Source organism: Plantactinospora solaniradicis (genome assembly GCF_042658085.1).
Lineage (GTDB): Bacteria > Actinomycetota > Actinomycetes > Mycobacteriales > Micromonosporaceae > Plantactinospora > Plantactinospora solaniradicis.
The window spans coordinates 450705-468797 of sequence record NZ_JBHSPR010000008.1 but is presented as its reverse complement, the minus strand read 5'-3'; the positions used below and the strand labels follow the sequence as shown (position 1 = coordinate 468797).

General features: G+C 71.7%; 18 protein-coding genes and 1 pseudogene. 3 read left to right on the top strand and 16 right to left on the bottom strand.

Features of this window, described 5'->3' with window-relative positions; translation table 11 throughout:
* Window positions 1-13 precede the first annotated feature (13 nt).
* Window positions 14-442 carry a hypothetical protein gene (locus ACFP2T_RS11840; RefSeq protein WP_377420696.1) on the top strand — a complete coding sequence of 143 codons (429 nt, stop codon included), beginning with the start codon at window positions 14-16 and terminating at the stop codon, window positions 440-442.
* 54 nt (window positions 443-496) lie between these two features.
* Here ACFP2T_RS11840 and ACFP2T_RS11835 read toward each other — a convergent pair whose 3' ends face one another.
* The 8 genes and pseudogenes from ACFP2T_RS11835 to ACFP2T_RS11800 all read right to left on the bottom strand — a co-directional run.
* A complete protein-coding gene (locus ACFP2T_RS11835; protein ID WP_377420694.1) occupies window positions 497-1192 on the bottom strand; it encodes a suppressor of fused domain protein in 696 nt (231 codons plus the stop codon).
* A 93-nt stretch (window positions 1193-1285) separates the two neighbouring features.
* On the bottom strand, window positions 1286-2197 hold the full coding sequence (locus tag ACFP2T_RS11830) for an inositol monophosphatase family protein (protein WP_377420692.1): 912 nt from the start codon (window positions 2195-2197) through the stop codon (window positions 1286-1288).
* 44 nt (window positions 2198-2241) lie between these two features.
* Window positions 2242-2898: a hypothetical protein gene (locus tag ACFP2T_RS11825; RefSeq protein ID WP_377420690.1), complete on the bottom strand. Its 657-nt coding sequence runs from the start codon at window positions 2896-2898 to the stop codon at window positions 2242-2244.
* Window positions 2895-3902, bottom strand: a complete 1008-nt coding sequence (locus tag ACFP2T_RS11820; protein WP_377420688.1) for a hypothetical protein — start codon at window positions 3900-3902, stop codon at window positions 2895-2897. Before ACFP2T_RS11820 ends, ACFP2T_RS11825 begins: the two co-directional genes overlap by 4 nt.
* Before the next feature lie 80 nt (window positions 3903-3982).
* A complete protein-coding gene (locus ACFP2T_RS11815) occupies window positions 3983-4774 on the bottom strand; it encodes a class I SAM-dependent methyltransferase (protein WP_377420686.1) in 792 nt (263 codons plus the stop codon).
* A gap of 91 nt (window positions 4775-4865) precedes the next feature.
* A complete protein-coding gene (locus ACFP2T_RS11810) occupies window positions 4866-5297 on the bottom strand; it encodes a nitroreductase family deazaflavin-dependent oxidoreductase (RefSeq protein ID WP_377420684.1) in 432 nt (143 codons plus the stop codon).
* On the bottom strand, window positions 5298-5681 hold the full coding sequence (locus tag ACFP2T_RS11805) for a nuclear transport factor 2 family protein (RefSeq protein ID WP_377420928.1): 384 nt from the start codon (window positions 5679-5681) through the stop codon (window positions 5298-5300).
* Between the two features lie 21 nt (window positions 5682-5702).
* A pseudogene (locus tag ACFP2T_RS11800) lies at window positions 5703-6551 on the bottom strand (NAD(P)H-binding protein); the annotation flags it as partial.
* A gap of 113 nt (window positions 6552-6664) precedes the next feature.
* Between ACFP2T_RS11800 and soxR the strand changes: the two are divergent.
* Complete coding sequence (gene soxR, locus ACFP2T_RS11795; protein ID WP_465264259.1) at window positions 6665-7114, top strand: redox-sensitive transcriptional activator SoxR; 450 nt, start codon at window positions 6665-6667, stop codon at window positions 7112-7114.
* Window positions 7115-7222: 108 nt separating this feature from the next.
* Window positions 7223-7429, top strand: coding sequence for a hypothetical protein (locus ACFP2T_RS11790; protein ID WP_377420682.1), 207 nt, complete (start codon window positions 7223-7225; stop codon window positions 7427-7429).
* A gap of 22 nt (window positions 7430-7451) precedes the next feature.
* Here ACFP2T_RS11790 and ACFP2T_RS11785 read toward each other — a convergent pair whose 3' ends face one another.
* From ACFP2T_RS11785 to ACFP2T_RS11750, 8 genes are read right to left on the bottom strand one after another with little or no spacing between them, the layout of a single operon-like run.
* Window positions 7452-10358: a glycoside hydrolase family 38 N-terminal domain-containing protein gene (locus tag ACFP2T_RS11785; RefSeq protein ID WP_377420680.1), complete on the bottom strand. Its 2907-nt coding sequence runs from the start codon at window positions 10356-10358 to the stop codon at window positions 7452-7454.
* Complete coding sequence (locus ACFP2T_RS11780) at window positions 10355-11524, bottom strand: Gfo/Idh/MocA family protein (RefSeq protein WP_377420678.1); 1170 nt, start codon at window positions 11522-11524, stop codon at window positions 10355-10357. Before ACFP2T_RS11780 ends, ACFP2T_RS11785 begins: the two co-directional genes overlap by 4 nt.
* Window positions 11521-12582 (bottom strand): sugar phosphate isomerase/epimerase family protein, encoded by a 1062-nt coding sequence (locus ACFP2T_RS11775; RefSeq protein WP_377420676.1) that lies wholly within the window; start codon window positions 12580-12582, stop codon window positions 11521-11523. Before ACFP2T_RS11775 ends, ACFP2T_RS11780 begins: the two co-directional genes overlap by 4 nt.
* Window positions 12573-13778: a CehA/McbA family metallohydrolase gene (locus ACFP2T_RS11770; protein WP_377420674.1), complete on the bottom strand. Its 1206-nt coding sequence runs from the start codon at window positions 13776-13778 to the stop codon at window positions 12573-12575. Before ACFP2T_RS11770 ends, ACFP2T_RS11775 begins: the two co-directional genes overlap by 10 nt.
* The gene (locus ACFP2T_RS11765) at window positions 13775-14896 is read right to left on the bottom strand and encodes an ABC transporter ATP-binding protein (protein WP_377420672.1); all 1122 of its coding nucleotides are present in this window, start codon (window positions 14894-14896) and stop codon (window positions 13775-13777) included. Before ACFP2T_RS11765 ends, ACFP2T_RS11770 begins: the two co-directional genes overlap by 4 nt.
* Window positions 14896-15723, bottom strand: a complete 828-nt coding sequence (locus ACFP2T_RS11760; protein WP_377420670.1) for a carbohydrate ABC transporter permease — start codon at window positions 15721-15723, stop codon at window positions 14896-14898. The genes ACFP2T_RS11765 and ACFP2T_RS11760 overlap by 1 nt, the downstream gene beginning before the upstream one ends.
* A complete protein-coding gene (locus ACFP2T_RS11755) occupies window positions 15720-16694 on the bottom strand; it encodes a carbohydrate ABC transporter permease (protein WP_377420668.1) in 975 nt (324 codons plus the stop codon). Before ACFP2T_RS11755 ends, ACFP2T_RS11760 begins: the two co-directional genes overlap by 4 nt.
* Entirely contained in the window at window positions 16669-18066 is a 1398-nt protein-coding gene (locus ACFP2T_RS11750; RefSeq protein WP_377420666.1) for an extracellular solute-binding protein, read from the bottom strand. The genes ACFP2T_RS11755 and ACFP2T_RS11750 overlap by 26 nt, the downstream gene beginning before the upstream one ends.
* Window positions 18067-18093: the final 27 nt, after the last annotated feature.

Genomic DNA, 18093 nt, shown 5'->3' with positions numbered 1-18093 from the left:
GCATCATCAGCGGATGAGTTCGATCATCGAGTTCTTCGTCGCTCCGGACGACGCGGTTGCCACCAGTGTCGCGAAGGACGGTCCCGGGCCAGACCTGAAGCCGGCCACCTACGGCAACTTCGATGTCTGGTCGACGCTCGCGGAGTGGGAGAGCATTCTGCTGGACCGGGACCTCGACGAAGTCATCGACGCCGGGGGCCCGGACGTGCTGAGCGACGGCGACGGACCTCTGGTTCTGCTCGTCCCTCCCCCACTCACGAAGGCGTTGGCGCAGTTGCGGGACGACACGCTCGCCAACGTCGTCGAGCGGTGGATCGCGCTACGGGCCGAGGACGACGAGGAGATCGAGGACGAGCTGGCCCACGACCTCATCGGTGAGCTGGCAGCTCTGTCGGCGGACGCGGAACGCACCAGGGGCGCGCTCTACTGCTGGATCTGCTGACCCGGACGCCACCACCGGATCCCGTTGCCCGGCGCCCAGCTCGGATCGGCGACGTCACACGAGCGACGGTCGGGCCGGGTCCAGCAGCTCGCTGACTCCGCCCCGATCGAGCGCCGAGATCAGCGCGTCCGTGCCCTGCGACACCTTGAGTGCCACCTCGGCGGGATGCAGCGGGATCAGCGCGAGCAGTTCGATACGCGTCCCGTCCGCGACGTCGATGGTCCGCGCCTCGGGCTGTACGTTGAGCATCGGCGTGACGACCACTCCGGCGAATGGCGTACCGGGCGCGTACGGCAGTGCGGGATCCCCGTTGGGTACGGAGTGCCACTCGCCGATCCACGTCCCGTACTCGTGTGGCAGCCGCGCCACCTGCTTCAGCACCCGAATCGGCCAGCCCGTCCGCTCGTCGTGGAGCGCCGCCTGGGTCAGCGGCCAGTCCGCCGGCAGGCACAGCATCAGCTCCGCGTACGGACTGATTCCACGCCCCGGGGGTACCGTCATCGGCCGCTCACTCATCCCCGAGGTGACCAGCGTCTGGTACGGGCGTTCCGCAGTGGGTCCGATCACGTGAACGTGCACCCCGACCAGGTGCGAGGCGAACTCGTGCAGGACGAACGCGATCGGTCCGAAGTGCGTGGCGAGGTGCCGGTCGATCGCCTCGGCCACCTCCTGCCGCTGACCGGGAGCCGCCACGAATCCGTCGTATCGCGGCTCGTGCCGCAGGAGCCCCGCCCCAGACACCTCATCCATGACCACGCAGCCTAGAACAACCGGTCGTCCGGGATCTGTACGAGGTGGATCACCTCGTGGGCGTCGGCGGGCCGTCGTCCGAACTGGCGACGGTCACCAGCCGACGCTGGAGAGGCTGACCGGGGTCAGTCGACGTACCTCGGGTTCGATCCACTGCGCGGCGGTGACGAGTTTGACCAGCCGGTCGATGCTCTCCGGTGGGCCGGCGACGAAGCTGCGCCGGTCCGCCGGGTTGCCGATCCGGGGGTCGAACTCCGTGCCGTCGAGGCTGCGCACCACCATGCCGGACTCGACCGCGAGCAGCACCCCGGCCGGCAGGTCCACCGCCTCCGGCCGGTAGCCGATGATCCCGTCGATGTCGCCCCGGGCCAGCATCACCCAGGAGAGCAGCGGCGCCCAGAGTTGGAGTACCCGCCGGGCGGTGCTGTCCAGCACCACCTTCAGCGCGCGCAGGGTGCTGTCGTCCCGGCGTACCTCGTGTCCCTGGGTCCAGGCCAGCACCGGGGCCGCCGGCACCGGGCGGTGCGGCACCCGCAGCGGTACCGGACCGACCGAACCGGAATGTACGGAGACGCCGTGGCCGTGCACCGCCGACCAGGTCCGCCCGGACACGGGATCGTGCACCACGCCGAGCACCGGGACACGGTCCGCGCAGAGCGCCAGCCCCACGACGTACGCGGGCAGGCCGATCGCGATGTTGTTGGTGCCGTCGAGCGGGTCGACCAGCCAGGTCCAGGCACCGTCCTCGGCGGCGTACCGGCCGCCCTCCTCGGCGAATATCTCGTGGTCGGGAAACCGTCGCCGGATCCGGTCCACGATCAGCCGTTCCGCCGCGAGGTCCAGATCGGTGACCAGGTCGCCGGCGGTGCCCTTCTCGCGGATGTTGAGGTCGCCCCGGGAGCCCTCCCAGAGCAACCGGCCCGCCGCCTCGGCCGCCTCGACGGCGAACCGCTGCGCCTCCCGAAGGTCGAGCGAGGTCCCCGCCACGGTCCACGTGCGCTCCATCGCCAGTCCTCCAGCTCTCCGCGGTCGTTACCGGTCGTCACCTGTCATGCGTGTGCCGCCACCCGTTCGGCGATCGACCGGGCCGCCCGGGCGGTCTCGGCCGCGTCGCAGCGTTCCCGCCGGGTCTGCTCGGTGCGCCCCCGCAGCGGCCCGAGGCTGAGGTCCCAGGCGCCCGGCGCGGTCCGGCCGAGCGCGACGGTGACGGCCTCCCGCCCGTCGGGCACCTCGGAGGTGTGGAACCTGCCGGCCTCCAGGGCGTAGGTGGCACCGGCGGCGTGCCGCTCCACGGTGCCGACAGCGGCCCGGACCAGCCGGGCGGTCGGCCGGATCTCGTCCAGGTCGCCCCGGCTGTGCACCTCGTGGACGCGGTGCGTCGGTTCGGCGGTGGTGTCGGCCACGTCGATGATCTCGTTGCGTACCTCGCCGTAGAGCACCTGACTGAGCAGGTCCCAGCTGTGTGAGTGGATGGCCGAGGTGACGGGGTGCACGGCCGGGCGGTCCGCCGCCCACAGGTGTACGCAGATCCCGTCGTCGCCGCTGCGATCGACCGGCAGACAGGTGAACCCGAGCGGATGGCGTACCGCCCTGAGCTGGTGCCGGCCTTCGGCGATCTCGGTCAGTACGTCGATCACCCAGGTGTGCACCAGGCCGCTCCCGGTACCACGACCGATCTCCCGGTAGAGCTCGGGATAGTTCATCATTCGTACGGATTCCTCGCCTGGATCGCCTTGACGATGATGTCCGATACCTCCCGATCGCCGTAGGCTCGCGGTAGGGGGACACCAAGTGCCATGAAGAGCCTCCGGGTCTGCTCGACCGACGGCTCGTCGTCCAGCGGCACCTGCTTAGCCTGCTCGATCGGGACCCGACGGCTCTGCTCGCGGCTGTACTGCAACTCAATGCTATAACGATGGTAGTAGATTTCGCGGCGATCTATCCGGAGTGCCGGAGTCTGCGGATTCTCCTGGGTGATGATGACGCAACTCGACGACAGGTCGAACCGGAACGTACTCATCTGACTGGACAGTCGTACGTCGATGTTGAGCAGGCCGGACCGTTGCTGGTGCCAGCACGCGGCGAGCACGGTGGCGAAGGCTTCCTTCCGGGTCCGGTCCACCGTCCACCGCTCGCCGGTGGCGTCGGGCCGAGGCGACAGGCTGCGCCGGAACTGCGCGTAGCGCTCGCACACCTGCTCGTCGGTGGGGTCGATGATCTCGATGCCGAAGTCGAGGGTGCCGTTGCGCCGCCGGGCGTGCTCGATGCACTCCGGCAGGGTGACCGCCCGGGTGAAGGTGCCGGTGCCGCCCTTGAACTGCCACCGGTCGGTCTGGGACCGCGCCTCTGCGTGCGCGTGTCCGACCTCGGCGCCGTTGAGCACCCGTACCATCGAGACGCTGTCGATCGCGGTCCGGGCCCGGGCGAGCACGCCGTCGTCCGCGGAGATCGCGGCGAGGTGCGGCAGCAGCGCGTCCATCCGGGCGGCGCTCTCGGCCAGCATCTTCCGGGTCGCCTTCTCGGCGGTGTCCCGTCGCCACCGCTCCCGCAGCAGGGCCTGCGCGAGCAGTGCCAGGATCAGCAGGATCGCGCTGTTGACGACGTCCTCACTGGCGTCGTCGGTCAGCCCGAGAATGCTGACGGTGATCGCGACGACCAACCCGAAGAAGGCGTCGAGATTGCTGGCGACCCAGCTGAGAAGGCGCGCCATTTCAACTCCCGGCCGACGGCGATTTGCTCATAATAGCCCTTTGTAGATGTCGGACCCGCCAATGTGGATCGAGGACGACCTCACCGCGGTCGTGCCGCGATCACCAACGAGCCACCCAGCCCCGGCAACAGCCGGGCCAGGGTACGCGACTTCACCCAGCGGCCCCCGCGCAGCCGCCACCCGACGTAGTTGGACCGCACCCGGACCGGCTCCAGGTCGGCCCGGCGCAACACCTCACGGAGCAGCGAGACCGTGAACGGTCTGATGTGCAGCCAGAGGTAGGGGTGCAGCGGATTCACCTGCCGTGGCGCCCGGCCGGCCAGGAAGCCGACCCGGTCCTGCAGGGCCGCGAGGTTCGGCGTGGTCAGCACCAGCAGGCCGGACGGAACGAGCACCCGCCGGCACTCCCGCAGCAACGCGACCGGATCGTAGACGTGCTCGATCAGTTCACCCATCAGCACGCCACGGAGCGAGCGGTCCCGGAACGGCAGCGGCCGGGTCGCGTCCAGACAGAGGATTCCGACCGACGGCCGCCGGGCCAGGCCCAACGCGTCGATTGCCAGGTCCGCGACGACGATCGGCCCGGGTGGATCGGGTACGTCCGCCAGCATGCTCTCCGATCCGCAGCCCAGTTCCAGCAGCGCCGGGCGACCCGCCGACGGTCCCCGCCCGCCAGGACCGGACGGGGCCGCCCGGTGCGTCGGGGCGACCCCGTCGAGCAGCATCCGCACGGCGATCTCCCGGCGGATCCGGTGGTACGGATCGGCGACGTACCGCCGTACCTCGGCCCCGTCGCCGTAGCGGTGCCGATTGACCGCCCGCCCGTACGCCTCCGCGGTCGCCGGGGCGGATCCGGAAGGTGGACCGTCCATCGCACCTCCCCTGTCTCCGCCGGCTCGACAGCCCCGGCGCGCCCGCCTGGGTTCATCGAAACACGGGGAGCGGCCGTGGCGGCGGATCGACTCAGGTGCGCTCCAGCAGCACCACCGGAATCTGTCGGGGCGCCTTGGCGGCGTACGTCTCGTACATCGGGAAGATCCCCGCCATGAGCTGCCAGAGCCGGGGGCGTTCGCCGGGTTCGGCGAGTCGGGCCCGGGCGTTGAACCGGTCGGCCCTGACCTGCACCCGTACCTCGGGATCCGTCGTCAGGTTCAGGTACCACTGCGGGTTGTGGACGGCGGCGCCGTTCGAGGCCACCACGACGTACCGGTCGTCGTCCCGGCCGTAGATCAGCGCGGTCCTGCGCGGCGTGCCGGTCTTCCGGCCCCGGGTGGTGAGCAGCAGCGTCGGAAAGCCGTTGTAGTCGTGCCCGTCGCGGCCGTCGCTCTCCAGATACCGACGGATGTGCGCCGAGACCCAGCCGGTCGGACTGTCCCGTACCTCGTCCTCGATCATCTAATCTCCTCTTCCCTGCTGTCCGAGCATGCGCGGCGGGTCGAAGTAGTGCACCTCTTCCCGGGCAATCAGTCCACCGCTCACCGTGTAGAGCGACATCTTGCTGGTCGTGCCGCGTACCCCGGTCGGCAGGTGCGTCTCGTCGAAGGTGAACCTGACGGCGAACCGGTCGCCGTCCAGGAACGGACCGGCCACCTCGACCCGGTGCATCTCGGTGTCGGCGTTCAGTCGCCGGCTGTTGTCCATGATCGACGCCATTCCGCGCAGCTCGACCGGCGCTCCCCCGGTCTCCATCGGCGCGATCCGCAGCACGTCCGGCGCCATCAGCTGGCCGACGAGGTCGAACCGGCCCTTACGGATCAAGGACACGTACCGGTCCGCGATCTGCCGGACGGAAAGCGGCCGGAACTCGTCGGCGTGGTCGACGGCCCAGTCCCGGAAGGTCCGCGCCGGCACCCCGGTGACCTCCTCGACCGTCCGGGTCACCGGCTCGGGATCGGTGACCAGCGTCGCCCAGTACCCGAACGCTCCGTCCACGAAGTCGGCATTCGCCCACGTGTCGACGAGGATCTGTCGCGCCTGCGCCACCGGGATCTCCACCCAGCGCACCGGACGACCGATCACCTCGCCGATGATCCGCACCTGCTCCTCCTGGGTCAGCACCTCCGGGCCGGTGAGGACGTACCGCGCCCCGATGTGCGCCGGCTCGGTGAGCGCCCGGACCGCCACCTCCGCGATGTCGCGCTCGTGGATCAACGACCGGCCGGCGCCGCCGTACACCCAGCGGACCGTTCCGTCGGCGCGGATCTGGCCCGCCCACTCCAGCGTGTTCGTGGCGAAGCCTCCGGGGCGGAGGAAGGTCCAGGTCAGCCCCGACTTCTCGATCAGTTGCTCGATCTCGCCCCAGACGCCGTTCGCGGCCGGCTCCTGGTCGTCCCGGATGGACATCGAGGAGACGTAGACGACGTGTCGGGCGTGCGCGGCGATCACGTCCAGGAGCATCGCGGCGCCCTCGGCGGTGGGGAACGGCCAGAGCAGGAACACCGTGTCGACGCCGGCCAGCGCCCCGGCCAGTTCCTCCGGGCGGGTCAGGTCGCCGCGTACCGCCTCCGCGCCGTCGGGCAGGCCGGCACCCTCGGGATCGCGCACCACCGCCCGTACGGCGACACCCGCCGCCAGCAGTCCGCGCACCACATGCCGGCCGATGTTGCCGGTCGCCCCGGTGACCAGGATCGTGCCTCGTTCGGTCGTCACTGTTCCTCCCCCTGTGGAAACGGTGCCGGTTCTTCTGTCGCCGGCTGGTTCCGGCGGAACCGCCTCCAAGGCTCGGACTTAAACAAAGGTTCAAGTCAAGCTAGCCTGGGTCGGTGGCGGGAATCTCCTGGCAGGCGGAAGAGATCACGATCGGTGAACTGGCCGAGCGCAGCGGCGTACCCGCGTCGGCCCTCCGGTTCTACGAACGGCAGGGGCTGATCAACAGCCGGCGTACCTCCGGCAACCAACGGCGCTACCACCGCACCACGCTGCGCAAGGTCGCCTTCATCCGGGCGTCGCAGAGCGTGGGCATCCCGCTCTCGGTCATCGGAGAGGTCCTCGGCTTCCTTCCCGCCGACGTCGCACCCACCCGCGAGTTCTGGCTCCGCGCCTCCGAGTGCTGGAGCACCGAACTCAACGACCGGATCGCCCGGCTGGAACGGATGCGCGACCTGTTCACCGAGTGCATCGGCTGCGGCTGCCTGTCGTTCGAGCAGTGCAGGCTGGTCAACCCCCGGGACGTGCTCGGCGCGGAGGGGGCCGGACCGCACCGGCTCCGCTGAGCCAGGCCGGACGGCGTTTGCGTGTGATCCGGGAATGGGTATCAGGATCCTCGAACCCGGTGGATCCCCACGCCGGGCTCGATCCCATTCCCTAGCTGGGAGGCTCTCATGCGGTACGGATCGATAGGCGGCGTCATCGTACTGATCTGGCTGATCATCGGCGCGATCGCGGCCGGACAACGCGGATACTTCGACCGGAACAACGACAACTGCGCCGAGGTCGGGACCACCATCGTGACGGTCATCGCGGGCCCACTGAACTACATCGGCCTGAACCCGGAACTCGAGTGTGACGTGCCCGAACCGTCGAAGTGACCCCGTGCCGCTCCGGCTCCGACTACGGCGATTCGAGATCGAGCTGCACGGTGGCGATCTCCCAGGCCCGTAGCGGCAGCCGCACCGCGCCGTCGGCACCGATCGGCAGGATCGCGCCGGGCCGGCCCAACAGGTCGGCCCGGCGCGCGGCCCGGACCCGGCGGCCGGCACCGATGATCGCCGTGGTGTCCCGGGGACGCTCTGCGACCATCCGTACCTCGACCAGCCCGTCCCGGTCCCGGACGCTGGTCAGCACCACCCCGTCGCCGTCGCACCACAGGCCCGCGCGGTCCGGCGGCAGTGCCCCGCCCGCCGGCCCGGCACCGGCGAACGCCAGCACCTCGTGCCGGTAGGCCTCGGCCGCCGCCGACACGCCCGCGGTGTGCCAGCTGCCCCGGAACGGCAGCAGCGCGAACTCGGCGGTCCGCTCACCCCGGCACTGCGCCAACGGGGTCGGTAGCTGCGGCCCGGCCGGCTCGTCCCGCATCGCGTTCCGGTTCCGGGACAGCATGCCGATCGACCGCAGCAGGGTCAGCGCCAGTTCGCGTCCGCCGTCGACCAGCTCGTACTCGCTCGGCTGGGTCAACAGCACCGCCAGCGAGCCGTCCGCACCGCCGGCCGCCACGAACCCGGCCGCCGGGTAGGTCGGCAACGGCACCTCACCACAGCCGCCCTCGCTGGTCAGGCCGCGCGCGACGACCGCGAACTGCCCCTGGGCGTACGACGTGTCGGCCCGGGACGGCAGCGGCAGGTGCACCCGGACCCGATGGTCCTCCGACCGGTTGTCGAAACTCGTCGCCACCCGCAGGAACGGCTCACCGGCCCGCAGTTCCAGCCGGGTGGCCACGGTGACCGACTCGGTACGCACCGACCGGCTCCCCGCCGCCAGCTCCGCGCCCACCGGCCACCGGTAGGTACGCAGCACGTCCAGCACCGCGACGACCGGGCCCTCGTGCAGGATGGCGGTCCGGACCGACTGCGGCTTGTCGATCGACGAGTCCGTCGCCGGTGGGGCGTAGTTGTAGCTGTCTCCGACGTCGCCGCCGTCCACGATCCGGCCGATCCCGCCGACCCGCAGCCCGGCCGGCGTGTGCAGCAGCAACGTGCCGTCGTCGGCCACGTCGACTCGGAGCAGTCCGTTGTCCAGCATCCGCCCCCGGGCGACCACCGACGACGGTGAGACGATGCTCGGTGCGGGCACCGGCACCGGCCGCACGCTGGTCCAGCCCAACGCGGGCACCTCGACCAGCGCGGCGACCGCCGCCCGCGGCTCGGCGAGGATCCGTACCCGCCACCGCCGGTCCCGGTCGGGGACACCGCCGTCCGGGCCGGACGCCTCGTCCCGGCCGCCGCCGTTCGGAGCGGCCGTGACGGCGGCCAGTGCCGCGCGCACCTCGGCGACGTCGAACGTCGGATCGCCGTGGCTGGCGACGTGGAAGGTGAGCGTTCCGGACCGGGGCGGGCGGCCACTCGACGAGGCGGACGACGCCGGGCTGCCGGCGGGAACCTCCTCCGGCGGCGACACCGACCATCTGGTGATCTCCTGTCCGTACAGCTCGACGCCGTGCACCCGGGCCAGCACCATCGGCAGGTCCGTCTCGTCGCACGAGTCGTCGGCGAGCACCGTGGGCGTCACCCCGAGCCGCTGGGTGGGAACGACCACGCCGGCCCCGGTCTCCAGCGCCACGGGCGTACCGGCGGAGGGCAGCGCGACGTCCAGCCGGACCAGGACGGTCCGGGGCCGGGGCGTCGGATTGAACACCACGTGGCCGTCCCGGGGCGTCTCCGCCGCACGTCGGGCGCCGACCAGGTCGTGCACCGCCCGGCCGAGCTGTTCCGCCTCGGCGATCCGGGTAGCCACCTGCTCGGCCGTCTCGTCGCACCCGCAGCCGGTCACCGAGTCGTGGCAGCTCGCCTCGATCAGCCGGATCCAGGCCATGTCCAGGAAGCGCTGCGCGGAGCGGTCGTACCAGAGTGCGGCGAGTGGTTCCGCGTACCGCTCGACACACCGCTCGGCCCGGCCCATCGCCTGCTTCAGATGCGCCCGGACCGAGTAGACCCCGGGCAGGATGTTCGCCCGGGCGTGCGAGCGCAGCTCGCCGTGTACCTCCGGCAGGCCGGTGACCTCCGTCGGCTGGTCCGCGAAGTACTCGGACAGGGTGCCGACGCGCAGTCGCAGGCCGGTCTGCTCGGCCGCCCCGGCCAGCAGGTCGGGGGTGTTCGCCGCCGGGGCGCCGTGGTCGGCACCGTACATGGCCAGCATCGGGGTTCCCGGCCCGTCGTCGGACCGCCAGCCCGCCAGCCGCTCGGCCAGTTCGGCGGCCCGCCGCGGCACCAGCGCCGGGTTGTCCACCAGGCCCGCGGCGTTGCCGTAGCCGCCGTGCAGGTACTCGGTCCGGATCGCCGTGCCGTCCGGCGAGATCCAGGCGAAGGCGGAGGTACGGACCCGCTCCGGAACGCCTCGCCAGACGCAGGCGTGGGCCAGCCCGGCGCCGGCCAGGATCTGCGGCATCTGGGCCACGTGACCGAACATGTCGGGCAGGTAGCCGACCGGCATGGCGCCGCCGAACCCGGCCGACCGGCGCAACCCGAGCTCCAGGTTGCGGACGATGTTCTCGCCGGAGCAGAGGAACTCGTCCAGCAGGATCTGCCACGGTCCGACCGCCAACCGGCCGTCGGCGACCAGTGCGGCGACCTGGTCGCGCCGCTCCGGACGTACCTCCAGGTAGTCGTCGACCGCGGCCAGCTGCCCGTCCAGGGTGAACCGCTGGCGCGGGTCGCGTTCCATCCGCTCGAACACCTCGTCGAGGAGGGCGACCAGCCGGAGCCGGAAGCGCTGGAACGGCTCGTACCACTCCCGGTCCCAATGGGTGTGCGGCACCACCACGATGGTCCGCTCGTCCGCCGTCGCCCGTCCGTCCGCCGTCATCCGGTCGCCGCCTCTCCGCCCACCGCCGCTGGAGTCAGTTCCCCGAACCGGCGGACTACCTGCTGACTCGTTGCGATGTCGACCGCGCCACCGGCCACGCCGGTCCGGGGTGGTGTACCGGCCGTCACCATCTTGTGGAAGGCGACCAACTCCCGCTCGAACCCCGAGGTCGTGCCCTGGTATCCGGACCGGCGCCGCCCACCGTCGAATCCGTCCCGCACCGTCAGTGTGGTCGGCAGGTCAAACCGGTACGGCGTACCGAAGACCAGTTCGGCCGAGCCGCTGGCGTGGTGCACGGTAACCGTCTCCCGGTACTCCGGATGGTCCGGCAGGTACAGCCAGCGGATGCCGTACCGCCCGCCGGCCGGCAGCCGACCGCTGATCTCGACCGACGGCTCCTGTCCCGGCGCCGGCTCGGCCGGCCAGAGCGCCACGTGGTCCACCGTCGACGGTGGGCCGGTGAGTAGCCGGAGCAGCGACAGGTCGTGCGAGATACTGTTGATCATGATCTGGTAGAGCGCCCGGGCGGACGGATCCGTCCCGACCGCGGCCCGCAACAGCCCGTCGGCGGCGTCGCGGAGCGCCCGGACCCGGTCCGGATCCACGTCGGCCGGCGACGGCGGCAGCCGGCGGTAGCCGAGCTGCCGCTCGCCGCTCGGATGCAGCACGGTCACCTCGACGGAGTGCACCGCCGCCGGCCCGCCGAGGTCGTTGAGCCGGCGCGCCAGCTCGGACACGGCCGGGTCGTACTGCTTCATGTACCCGACCATCAGTCCGGGTGGCCCGGGGCGGCCGGCGGGGGCCGCCGGGTCGGTCAGGGCCGCCAACTCGATCGTCTCGGCCCGGGTGTACGCGAGCGGCTTCTCACAGCACACCGGTACGCCCCGACGCAGCGCCGCCGCGACGAGTGCACCGTGTGAGCCCGAGGTGAGCAGGAGCAACCCGTCGAACCCACCGGCGTCGAGCAGTTCGGCGCCGTCCCGGTAGCGGCGATGTTCCGGTACGCCGTACCGCTGGCCCAGCTCACGGGTGCGCTCCGGCGACAGGTCGGCGACGGCCACCAGGTCGAACAGGTCGCGGCGGCGTTCCAGCAGTGGCAGGTGCACCGTACGGGCGATCACGCCCAGCCCGGCCACCGCCACCCTGATCCGCTCCGCCGAGGTCATGGCAGACCCAGCCCGCGCAGGTACGCCCGGTTGGCCCGCTGCTCGGCCAGCATCGCGGAGACGTCGGAACGCCCGGCCGGGGCGTCCTGCTCCACCACCAGCCAACCCGTGTAGCCGACCTCGCGGAGTGCCGCGAGCACCCCGGCGACGTCCACCCCGCCCGCGCCCAACCGGCAGAACCCGCCGGCAGCTACCACCTCGGCCAGTCCGCCGCCGGCCCCCCGGACCCGGCCGTGCGTGGTCAGGTCCGCGTCCTTCACGTGCACCTGGCGGATCCGCGCGCCCCAGCGGCGTACCGCCGCGACCGGGTCGCCCCCGGCCAGCCAGAGGTGGCCGGTGTCCAGGCACACCGAGACGTCGGTCAGCTCCAGCAGCCGGTCCGCCTCCGCCCCGGTCTCCACATCGGTGCCGAGGTGGTAGTGGAACACCGGCTCGAAACCGCGCTTTCGGCACCGGTCGGCGGCCCGTTGCACCCGGGCGGCGAAGTCCGGCCACATTCCGGCCGGCAGGGCCAGGGCCGGATCGACCGGAACGCCTGGGCGGGCGCCCCGGGCCGGATTGCCGGGGCAGGCCAGCGTCGGCCGGGGCGCGAACCGGTCGTCGTCGACGGTGGCGGCGGCGAAGACGTCCAGCGCGGCGTCCAGGCCCGGGAGGTCGGCGGCGAACCCGTCCGGATCGGTGAACCGCAGGTCGACCCAGCCGCCGGCCAGGCCGAGCCCGGCCCGGTCCAGCCGCCGGGCGAGCCGTACGCCGGTGCCGAGGTAGCCGATCGGGCCGCTGTCGACGCCCTGGTATCCCGCCTCGGCGAGCCCGGCGAGCAGGTCGTCCGGGCCCAGCGGTGCCGAGTCGGCCCGGTAGATGCCGAAGCTGACCGGCGCGTTCGCGACCCGGACCGCCCAGTCGGAAGCCGGCGGAACGGGCGCCTCGGAAGCCGACGGGACCGGGGCGAAGGAAGCCACCGGCACCGGCGCGTCGACCACCGGCTCGGCGCCCGACGTCGAGGCGCCGAAGACCACCAGTCGGTCACCGGGCTCCGGTGCGTCCGTCGTCACGCGCACAGCGCGACCACCTCCGTCCGGTACGACTCGAGCAGGTGCAGCCCGTCGACCCCGGGCAGCAGCACCCGGTCGCCGTGCAGCACCCGGCGAGCGCCGTCGGGGCGTACCAGGACGGTGCCGTCGGCGTCCAGCGCCAGCAGCTCGTCGCCGATCCGCAGCAGCAACGGTGCGTCCGGCCCGGCCGAGACGGCGGTACGACCGGCCCGCAGCCCGCCGAGCAGGTCGTCTGGCTCGGCCAGTACCCAGGTGGTGGGCGAACCGATCACCGGACCCTCCCCGGGACGGTGGAAGTCGCTGCCGCCCACGGGTACGACATCGCTCCGCCAGGACTGCGCCCAGGCCAACGGCGCGCCCCAGGTCCGGTCCCACCAGCCGGAGTGCCAGACCTCGGCCATCCGGGGCCGGACCCGCAGCGGATGCCGCCACGCACAGTCCGCGCCGAGCGGATGGTTGATGGAGATCACTCCACCGCTCCGCTCCGCCGCGACCAGCCACTCGTCCGGCGGTTCCCGGAAGTCGATCCAGCCGACCGGCCCGAAGACGTTCGCGTGGCCCCGGTCCGTGGTCACCTCCTGGCCGGGCAGCAGCGTGATGCCGTACCGGGCGCCGACCGGAGGGAGTTCCGGGTGGTGGCTCACCGTGTTGTGGTCGGTGACCGCCAGGAAGTCGAGTCCCCGGCCGGCGGCCAGCGCGGCGAGTTCGGGCACGGTGCTGGACCCGTCGCTGTGCACGGTGTGCGCGTGCAGGTCACCGGCGAGCCAGCGCAGCCCGTCGACGTCCGGCAGCGCCCGGCGGGTCGGGCGGTCGGGGCCGGGCGGTGCGCCGGTCCCCTCGGGTGGCGCCGGCCGGTCCGGGTCGGTCGTCACGGTCAGCTCGTACCCGAGCCCCTCCGGCGGGATCCGGTGCAGCCGCAGCAGCACCTGCCACTGGCCCGGCTCCAGAACGCCGGGGAGGTAGCCGGGGGTGGCCCAGTCCACGGCCACGGTGTAGCCGTCCCGGGCACCGCCCGACCAGCCCCGGAAGCCCGCCGGTCCCTGGCAGCCGAGGTCCAGGACTCCGGCGTCGCGCGAGTAGTCCAGCCGTACCGTCAGGGCAGCCGTGCCGGCCGGGACCTCCACCGGCACCGACCGGAGCACCTCGGCCGCCTGGTCGTCGAGGGTCCACCGCCCCCGGTGCACCGTGCGGCGGCGGCTCACGCCGGCACCTCGGCCACCGGAGCCGGCCGGGGCGCGCCGAGGAGTTCCCCGTCCCGGTAGAGCAGCGAACGGCCCTCGCGGGGCAGCACCCAGCCGGTCGCCCCGAGCGACGGTTCCCGGCCCTCCGGCACCACGACCTGACAGCTGGCGCCGGCCGAGGAGTCCGGACCGGGCAGGTCCAGCGAGACCAGGGAACTGCTGCCGAGGTTCTCCACCACCACGACCTGTCCGGCCAACGCGCCGTCCACCGCCTCGGCGTGCAGGTCGAGGTACTCCGGGCGTACCCCGTAGACGACCTGGTCGCCGTCGGAGACCAGCCCACGGGCGGCCTCCGGCACGGCGAGCCGGACCCCCGCGACGGTGACCTCGTCGCCGGTCACCTCGGCGTCGAGCAGGTTCATCGGGGTGGAGCCGATGAACCCGGCCACGAAGGTGTTCGCCGGCCGCCGGAACACCTCGACCGGGGTGCCGACCTGCCGGATCCGGCCGCCGTCCATCACCGCGATCCGGTCGGCCAGCGCCAGCGCCTCGGCCTGGTCGTGGGTGACGAAGACACAGGTGACCCCGAGTTCCCGTTGCAGCCGCTTGAGGAAGGTCCGGGCCTCCAGCCGGAGCCGGGCGTCCAGGTTGGACAGCGGCTCGTCGAGCAGGAAGACCTGCGGATGACAGGCCATCGCCCGGGCCAGCGCGACCCGCTGCTGCTGCCCGCCGGAGAGTTGGGCGGGGCGCCGGTCGAGCAGTGCGGACAGGCCCAACTCGGCGGCCGTCGCGGCGGCCTTGTCCTGCCGGGTCGGCCGGTTCACCTTCTTGATCCGGAGTGGGTAGGCGATGTTGTCCTGGACCGTCATGTGCGGGAACAGCGCGTAGTCCTGGAAGACCATCGCCACGTCCCGGACGCCCGGTTGGAGGTTGGTCACGTCCCGCTCGCCGATCTCGACGGTGCCACCGGTGGCGACCTCCAGGCCGGCGATCGTGCGCAGCAGCGTGGTCTTGCCGCAGCCGGACGGCCCGAGCAACGCGAAGAACTCGCCGTCGGCGATGGACAGGTCGAGCGCGTCCAGGGCCCGGACGCCGCCCGGGTAGACCTTGGTCAGTCGGCTCAGGGTGATGGCGGACATCAGCGCTTGATCCCTCCGTGGAACCGGAAGCCGTACCGGCTGCTCACGAAGACGAACATGAGCACGACCGGCAGCGAGTAGAGCAGCGAGAAGGTGGAGAGCAGTGCGAGGTTCGCCTGGCCTCCCTCGGTGTAGAGGGTGTACATGATCACCGCCGCCGGAGCCTTGTCGGGACTGCGCAACAACAGGAACGGCACCAGGAAGTTGCCCCACACGCCGGCCACCGCCCAGACCGCCACCGTGGCCAGGCCGGGCCGGACCACCGGCAGCACGATGTGCCGGACGATCTGCAACGGGCTCGCCCCGAACACCCGGGCCGACTCCTCGTACGACGTCGGGGTCGAGTCCATGAAGTCCTTCAGGATGAAGATGGCCGCCGGCAGCAGCCCGCCGCTGAGGACCAGGATCACCCCGAACTGGCGGTCGATCAGGTTCAGCCGGAACGCCAGCTCGAACAGCGGCACCATGGTCGCCGTACCGGTGACGATCGAGGAGAGCAGCAGCAGGCCGTACAGGAGTGCGTCCCGGCCGGGGATCCGGACCCGGCTCAGCGCGTACGCGGCCAGCGCCGCGAACGTCACCACCAGGGCTGCCGTACCGCCGGCCAGTACGATCGAGTTCCACAGGGACCGGACCGCGTACGGGTTGTCCAGCAGGGCGCGGAAGTTGTCCAGGGTGAACTCGGGCAGCGACGTGGTGATCGTCGGCGTCCGGTCGAACGGCGCGGTGGCCAGCCAGAGCAGCGGCAGGGCGAAGAAGCCGAGCACCACGGAGACGAAGGTGTAGCGACCGATCTGGGCGAGTGCGCCCCGCCAGCTCGTTGTCATCGCCGAGCCTTCCGCCGCTCGCCCAGGGTGCGCAGGTAGACCAGGGCGATGACCAGGTTGATCAACAACATCAGGAACGAGATCGCCGCGCCGAAGCCGAGTTCACCGCCGGAGAGGGCGATCTTGTAGACGTACACCGGAAGGATCTCGGAGCGCTGTTCCGGGCCGCCCGCCGTGATCAGGAACGGGGTGAAGTCGTTGAACGTCCAGAGGCTGATCAGCAGCAGGTTGGTCAGGACGTGCCCCCGGATGCGGGGGAAGACGACATCGCGGAGCTGCTGCCAGGTGGACGCCCCGGCGAGCCGGGCGGTCTCCAGGTGCGACGGCGGCACGTTCTGGAGCGCGGCGGCGTAGAGCATCATCGAGAACGCCGTACCCCGCCAGGTGTTGAACAGGATGACCGAGAGCATCGGATGGTCGAGCAGCCACGCCGTCCCGGGCAGCCCGAGCAGCGCGTTGAGGGTGCCGGCGTCGCGGTCGAGCAGCGCGATCCAGAGGAACGCGACCACCGAGCTGGGCAGGATCCAGGCCAGCAGGACCAGCGCCTCCACGACCCGGCGTACCGGCCCGCGCCGGTCCCGCAGCGACCAGGCGATGGCGAAGCCCAGCCCGGCCTGGCCGAGCACCGCCGAGCCGAGCACGAACTGGAGGGTCAGCCAGAGCGAGGTGTGGAACCGCTCGTCGCCGAGCGCGGCGACGTAGTTGTCCAACCCGACCACCTGCGGATCGGCGGCGGCGAGCCCGGTCAGCCGGTAGTTGGTCACCCCGAGGTAGAGGGTCCACAACGCGGGCACGACCAGGAACACCACGATGAGCACCAGGCTGGGCAGGACGAACCCGCCCGCACGGGCCCGGCCGAGACCGGCGGCGTCGGCCCGTCGGGCCAGCGGCGCGCCCGGATCCGCCGGGCGCGCCGCGGGTCCGTCCGGCGCCGCCGTGGTCCGATCAGGAGGTGACGTTGTTCGCGCCACCGACCAGACCCTCCAACTTCTTCTGGTACGCCGCGGCCGCGGCGTCCGGCGCGGTGCCACCGACCACCGCCGCGGTGGCCTCCTGGAGCGCCACCGACACCTGTGGATAGACCGCCAGCGGTGGGCGGGCGGCGGTGATCGGCAGGATCTTCTCGGCCACGAACCGCAGCATCGGATCACCGGCCAGCATCTCGGCGTTGACGTCGGACCGGGCGGTGAGCCGGGGTACGTCGCCCAGCTCGGCCTTCACCGCCTCCGCCGAGTGCATGAAGCTGAGCAGCTCGAACGCCTGATGAGGGAACTTCGAGTTCGGGTTCAGCGTCCGTACGCTGCCGCCGGACATGCTGACGAAGTCCTGGCCCCGGATGCCGGCGCCGGGCGTCTTGGCCGGAATCAGCGCGTACCCGACCGCCGTGTCCCGGTCGGCCATCTTGGCGATCCCGGCCTTCGGCTCGATCACGCTGCGCCAGAAGTAGTCACCCTCGCCGAGGATGCCGATCTTGCCTTCGGCGAACCGCTGGAACGACTTGTCCCGCCCCTTGGCCTCCTGCTGCAACAGCGGGTCGCCGAGCCCACCACGGTAGACCTTGGCGTAGAAGTCGAGCATGTCCCGGGTCGGCTGGCTGGCGCCGGTCCACTTGCCGTTCACGAAGACCTCGCCGCCGGCCCCGGCCAGCAGCGGCAGCGCGCCCTGCATGCTGGTCGCCTCACCCATCGCCGTGCCGGCGTTGATCTGGATCGGGGTGACCCCGGGGAGCGTCTTGAGCTTCGCGCCCGCGTCGAGGATCTCCTGCCAGCTGCGCGGTTGCCAGTCGGCGGGCAGGCCGGCCTGGGCGAAGAGTTTCTTGTTGTAGTACAGCACCCGGCCGTCGGTGCCGATCGGGATGGCGTACCGCTTGTCCTCGAAGCTGCCCAGTCCCTGCACCGTCTCCGGGATCTGGGCCCAACCCTCCCAGCCGTCGGTCTCGGCACCGGCCACCTCGGACAGCGGCTTCAGGTAGCCGGCCTGGGCGAACTCGCCCACCCAGATGCCGTCGATCGAGATCACGTCACTGCCCGACCTGGCCCGCAGGTCCAGGGAGAGCTTGGTCTTGTACTGCTCGTCGTCGACCCCACTGGGTACGAAGGTCACCTTCGCGGTGACGCCCTTGGCCTTCTGCACCTCGACGAACTTCGGGATCACCCAGTTCTGGATCCAGTCCGCACTGCGGGAGTTCTTGCCACCGGCGATCGCGTTGTCGCTGATGGTCAGGGTGATGTCCTTGGCGTCCTTGCCCGCCGGCTCCCCGGAGTCCCCGCAGGCGGTGGCGGCCAGCACCACCGTGGCCACTGCGGCGAGCGCGCCCACCGTGCGCGTGCGTCGAACTGACATGTCTGCTTCCCTTCGGAACGATCGATC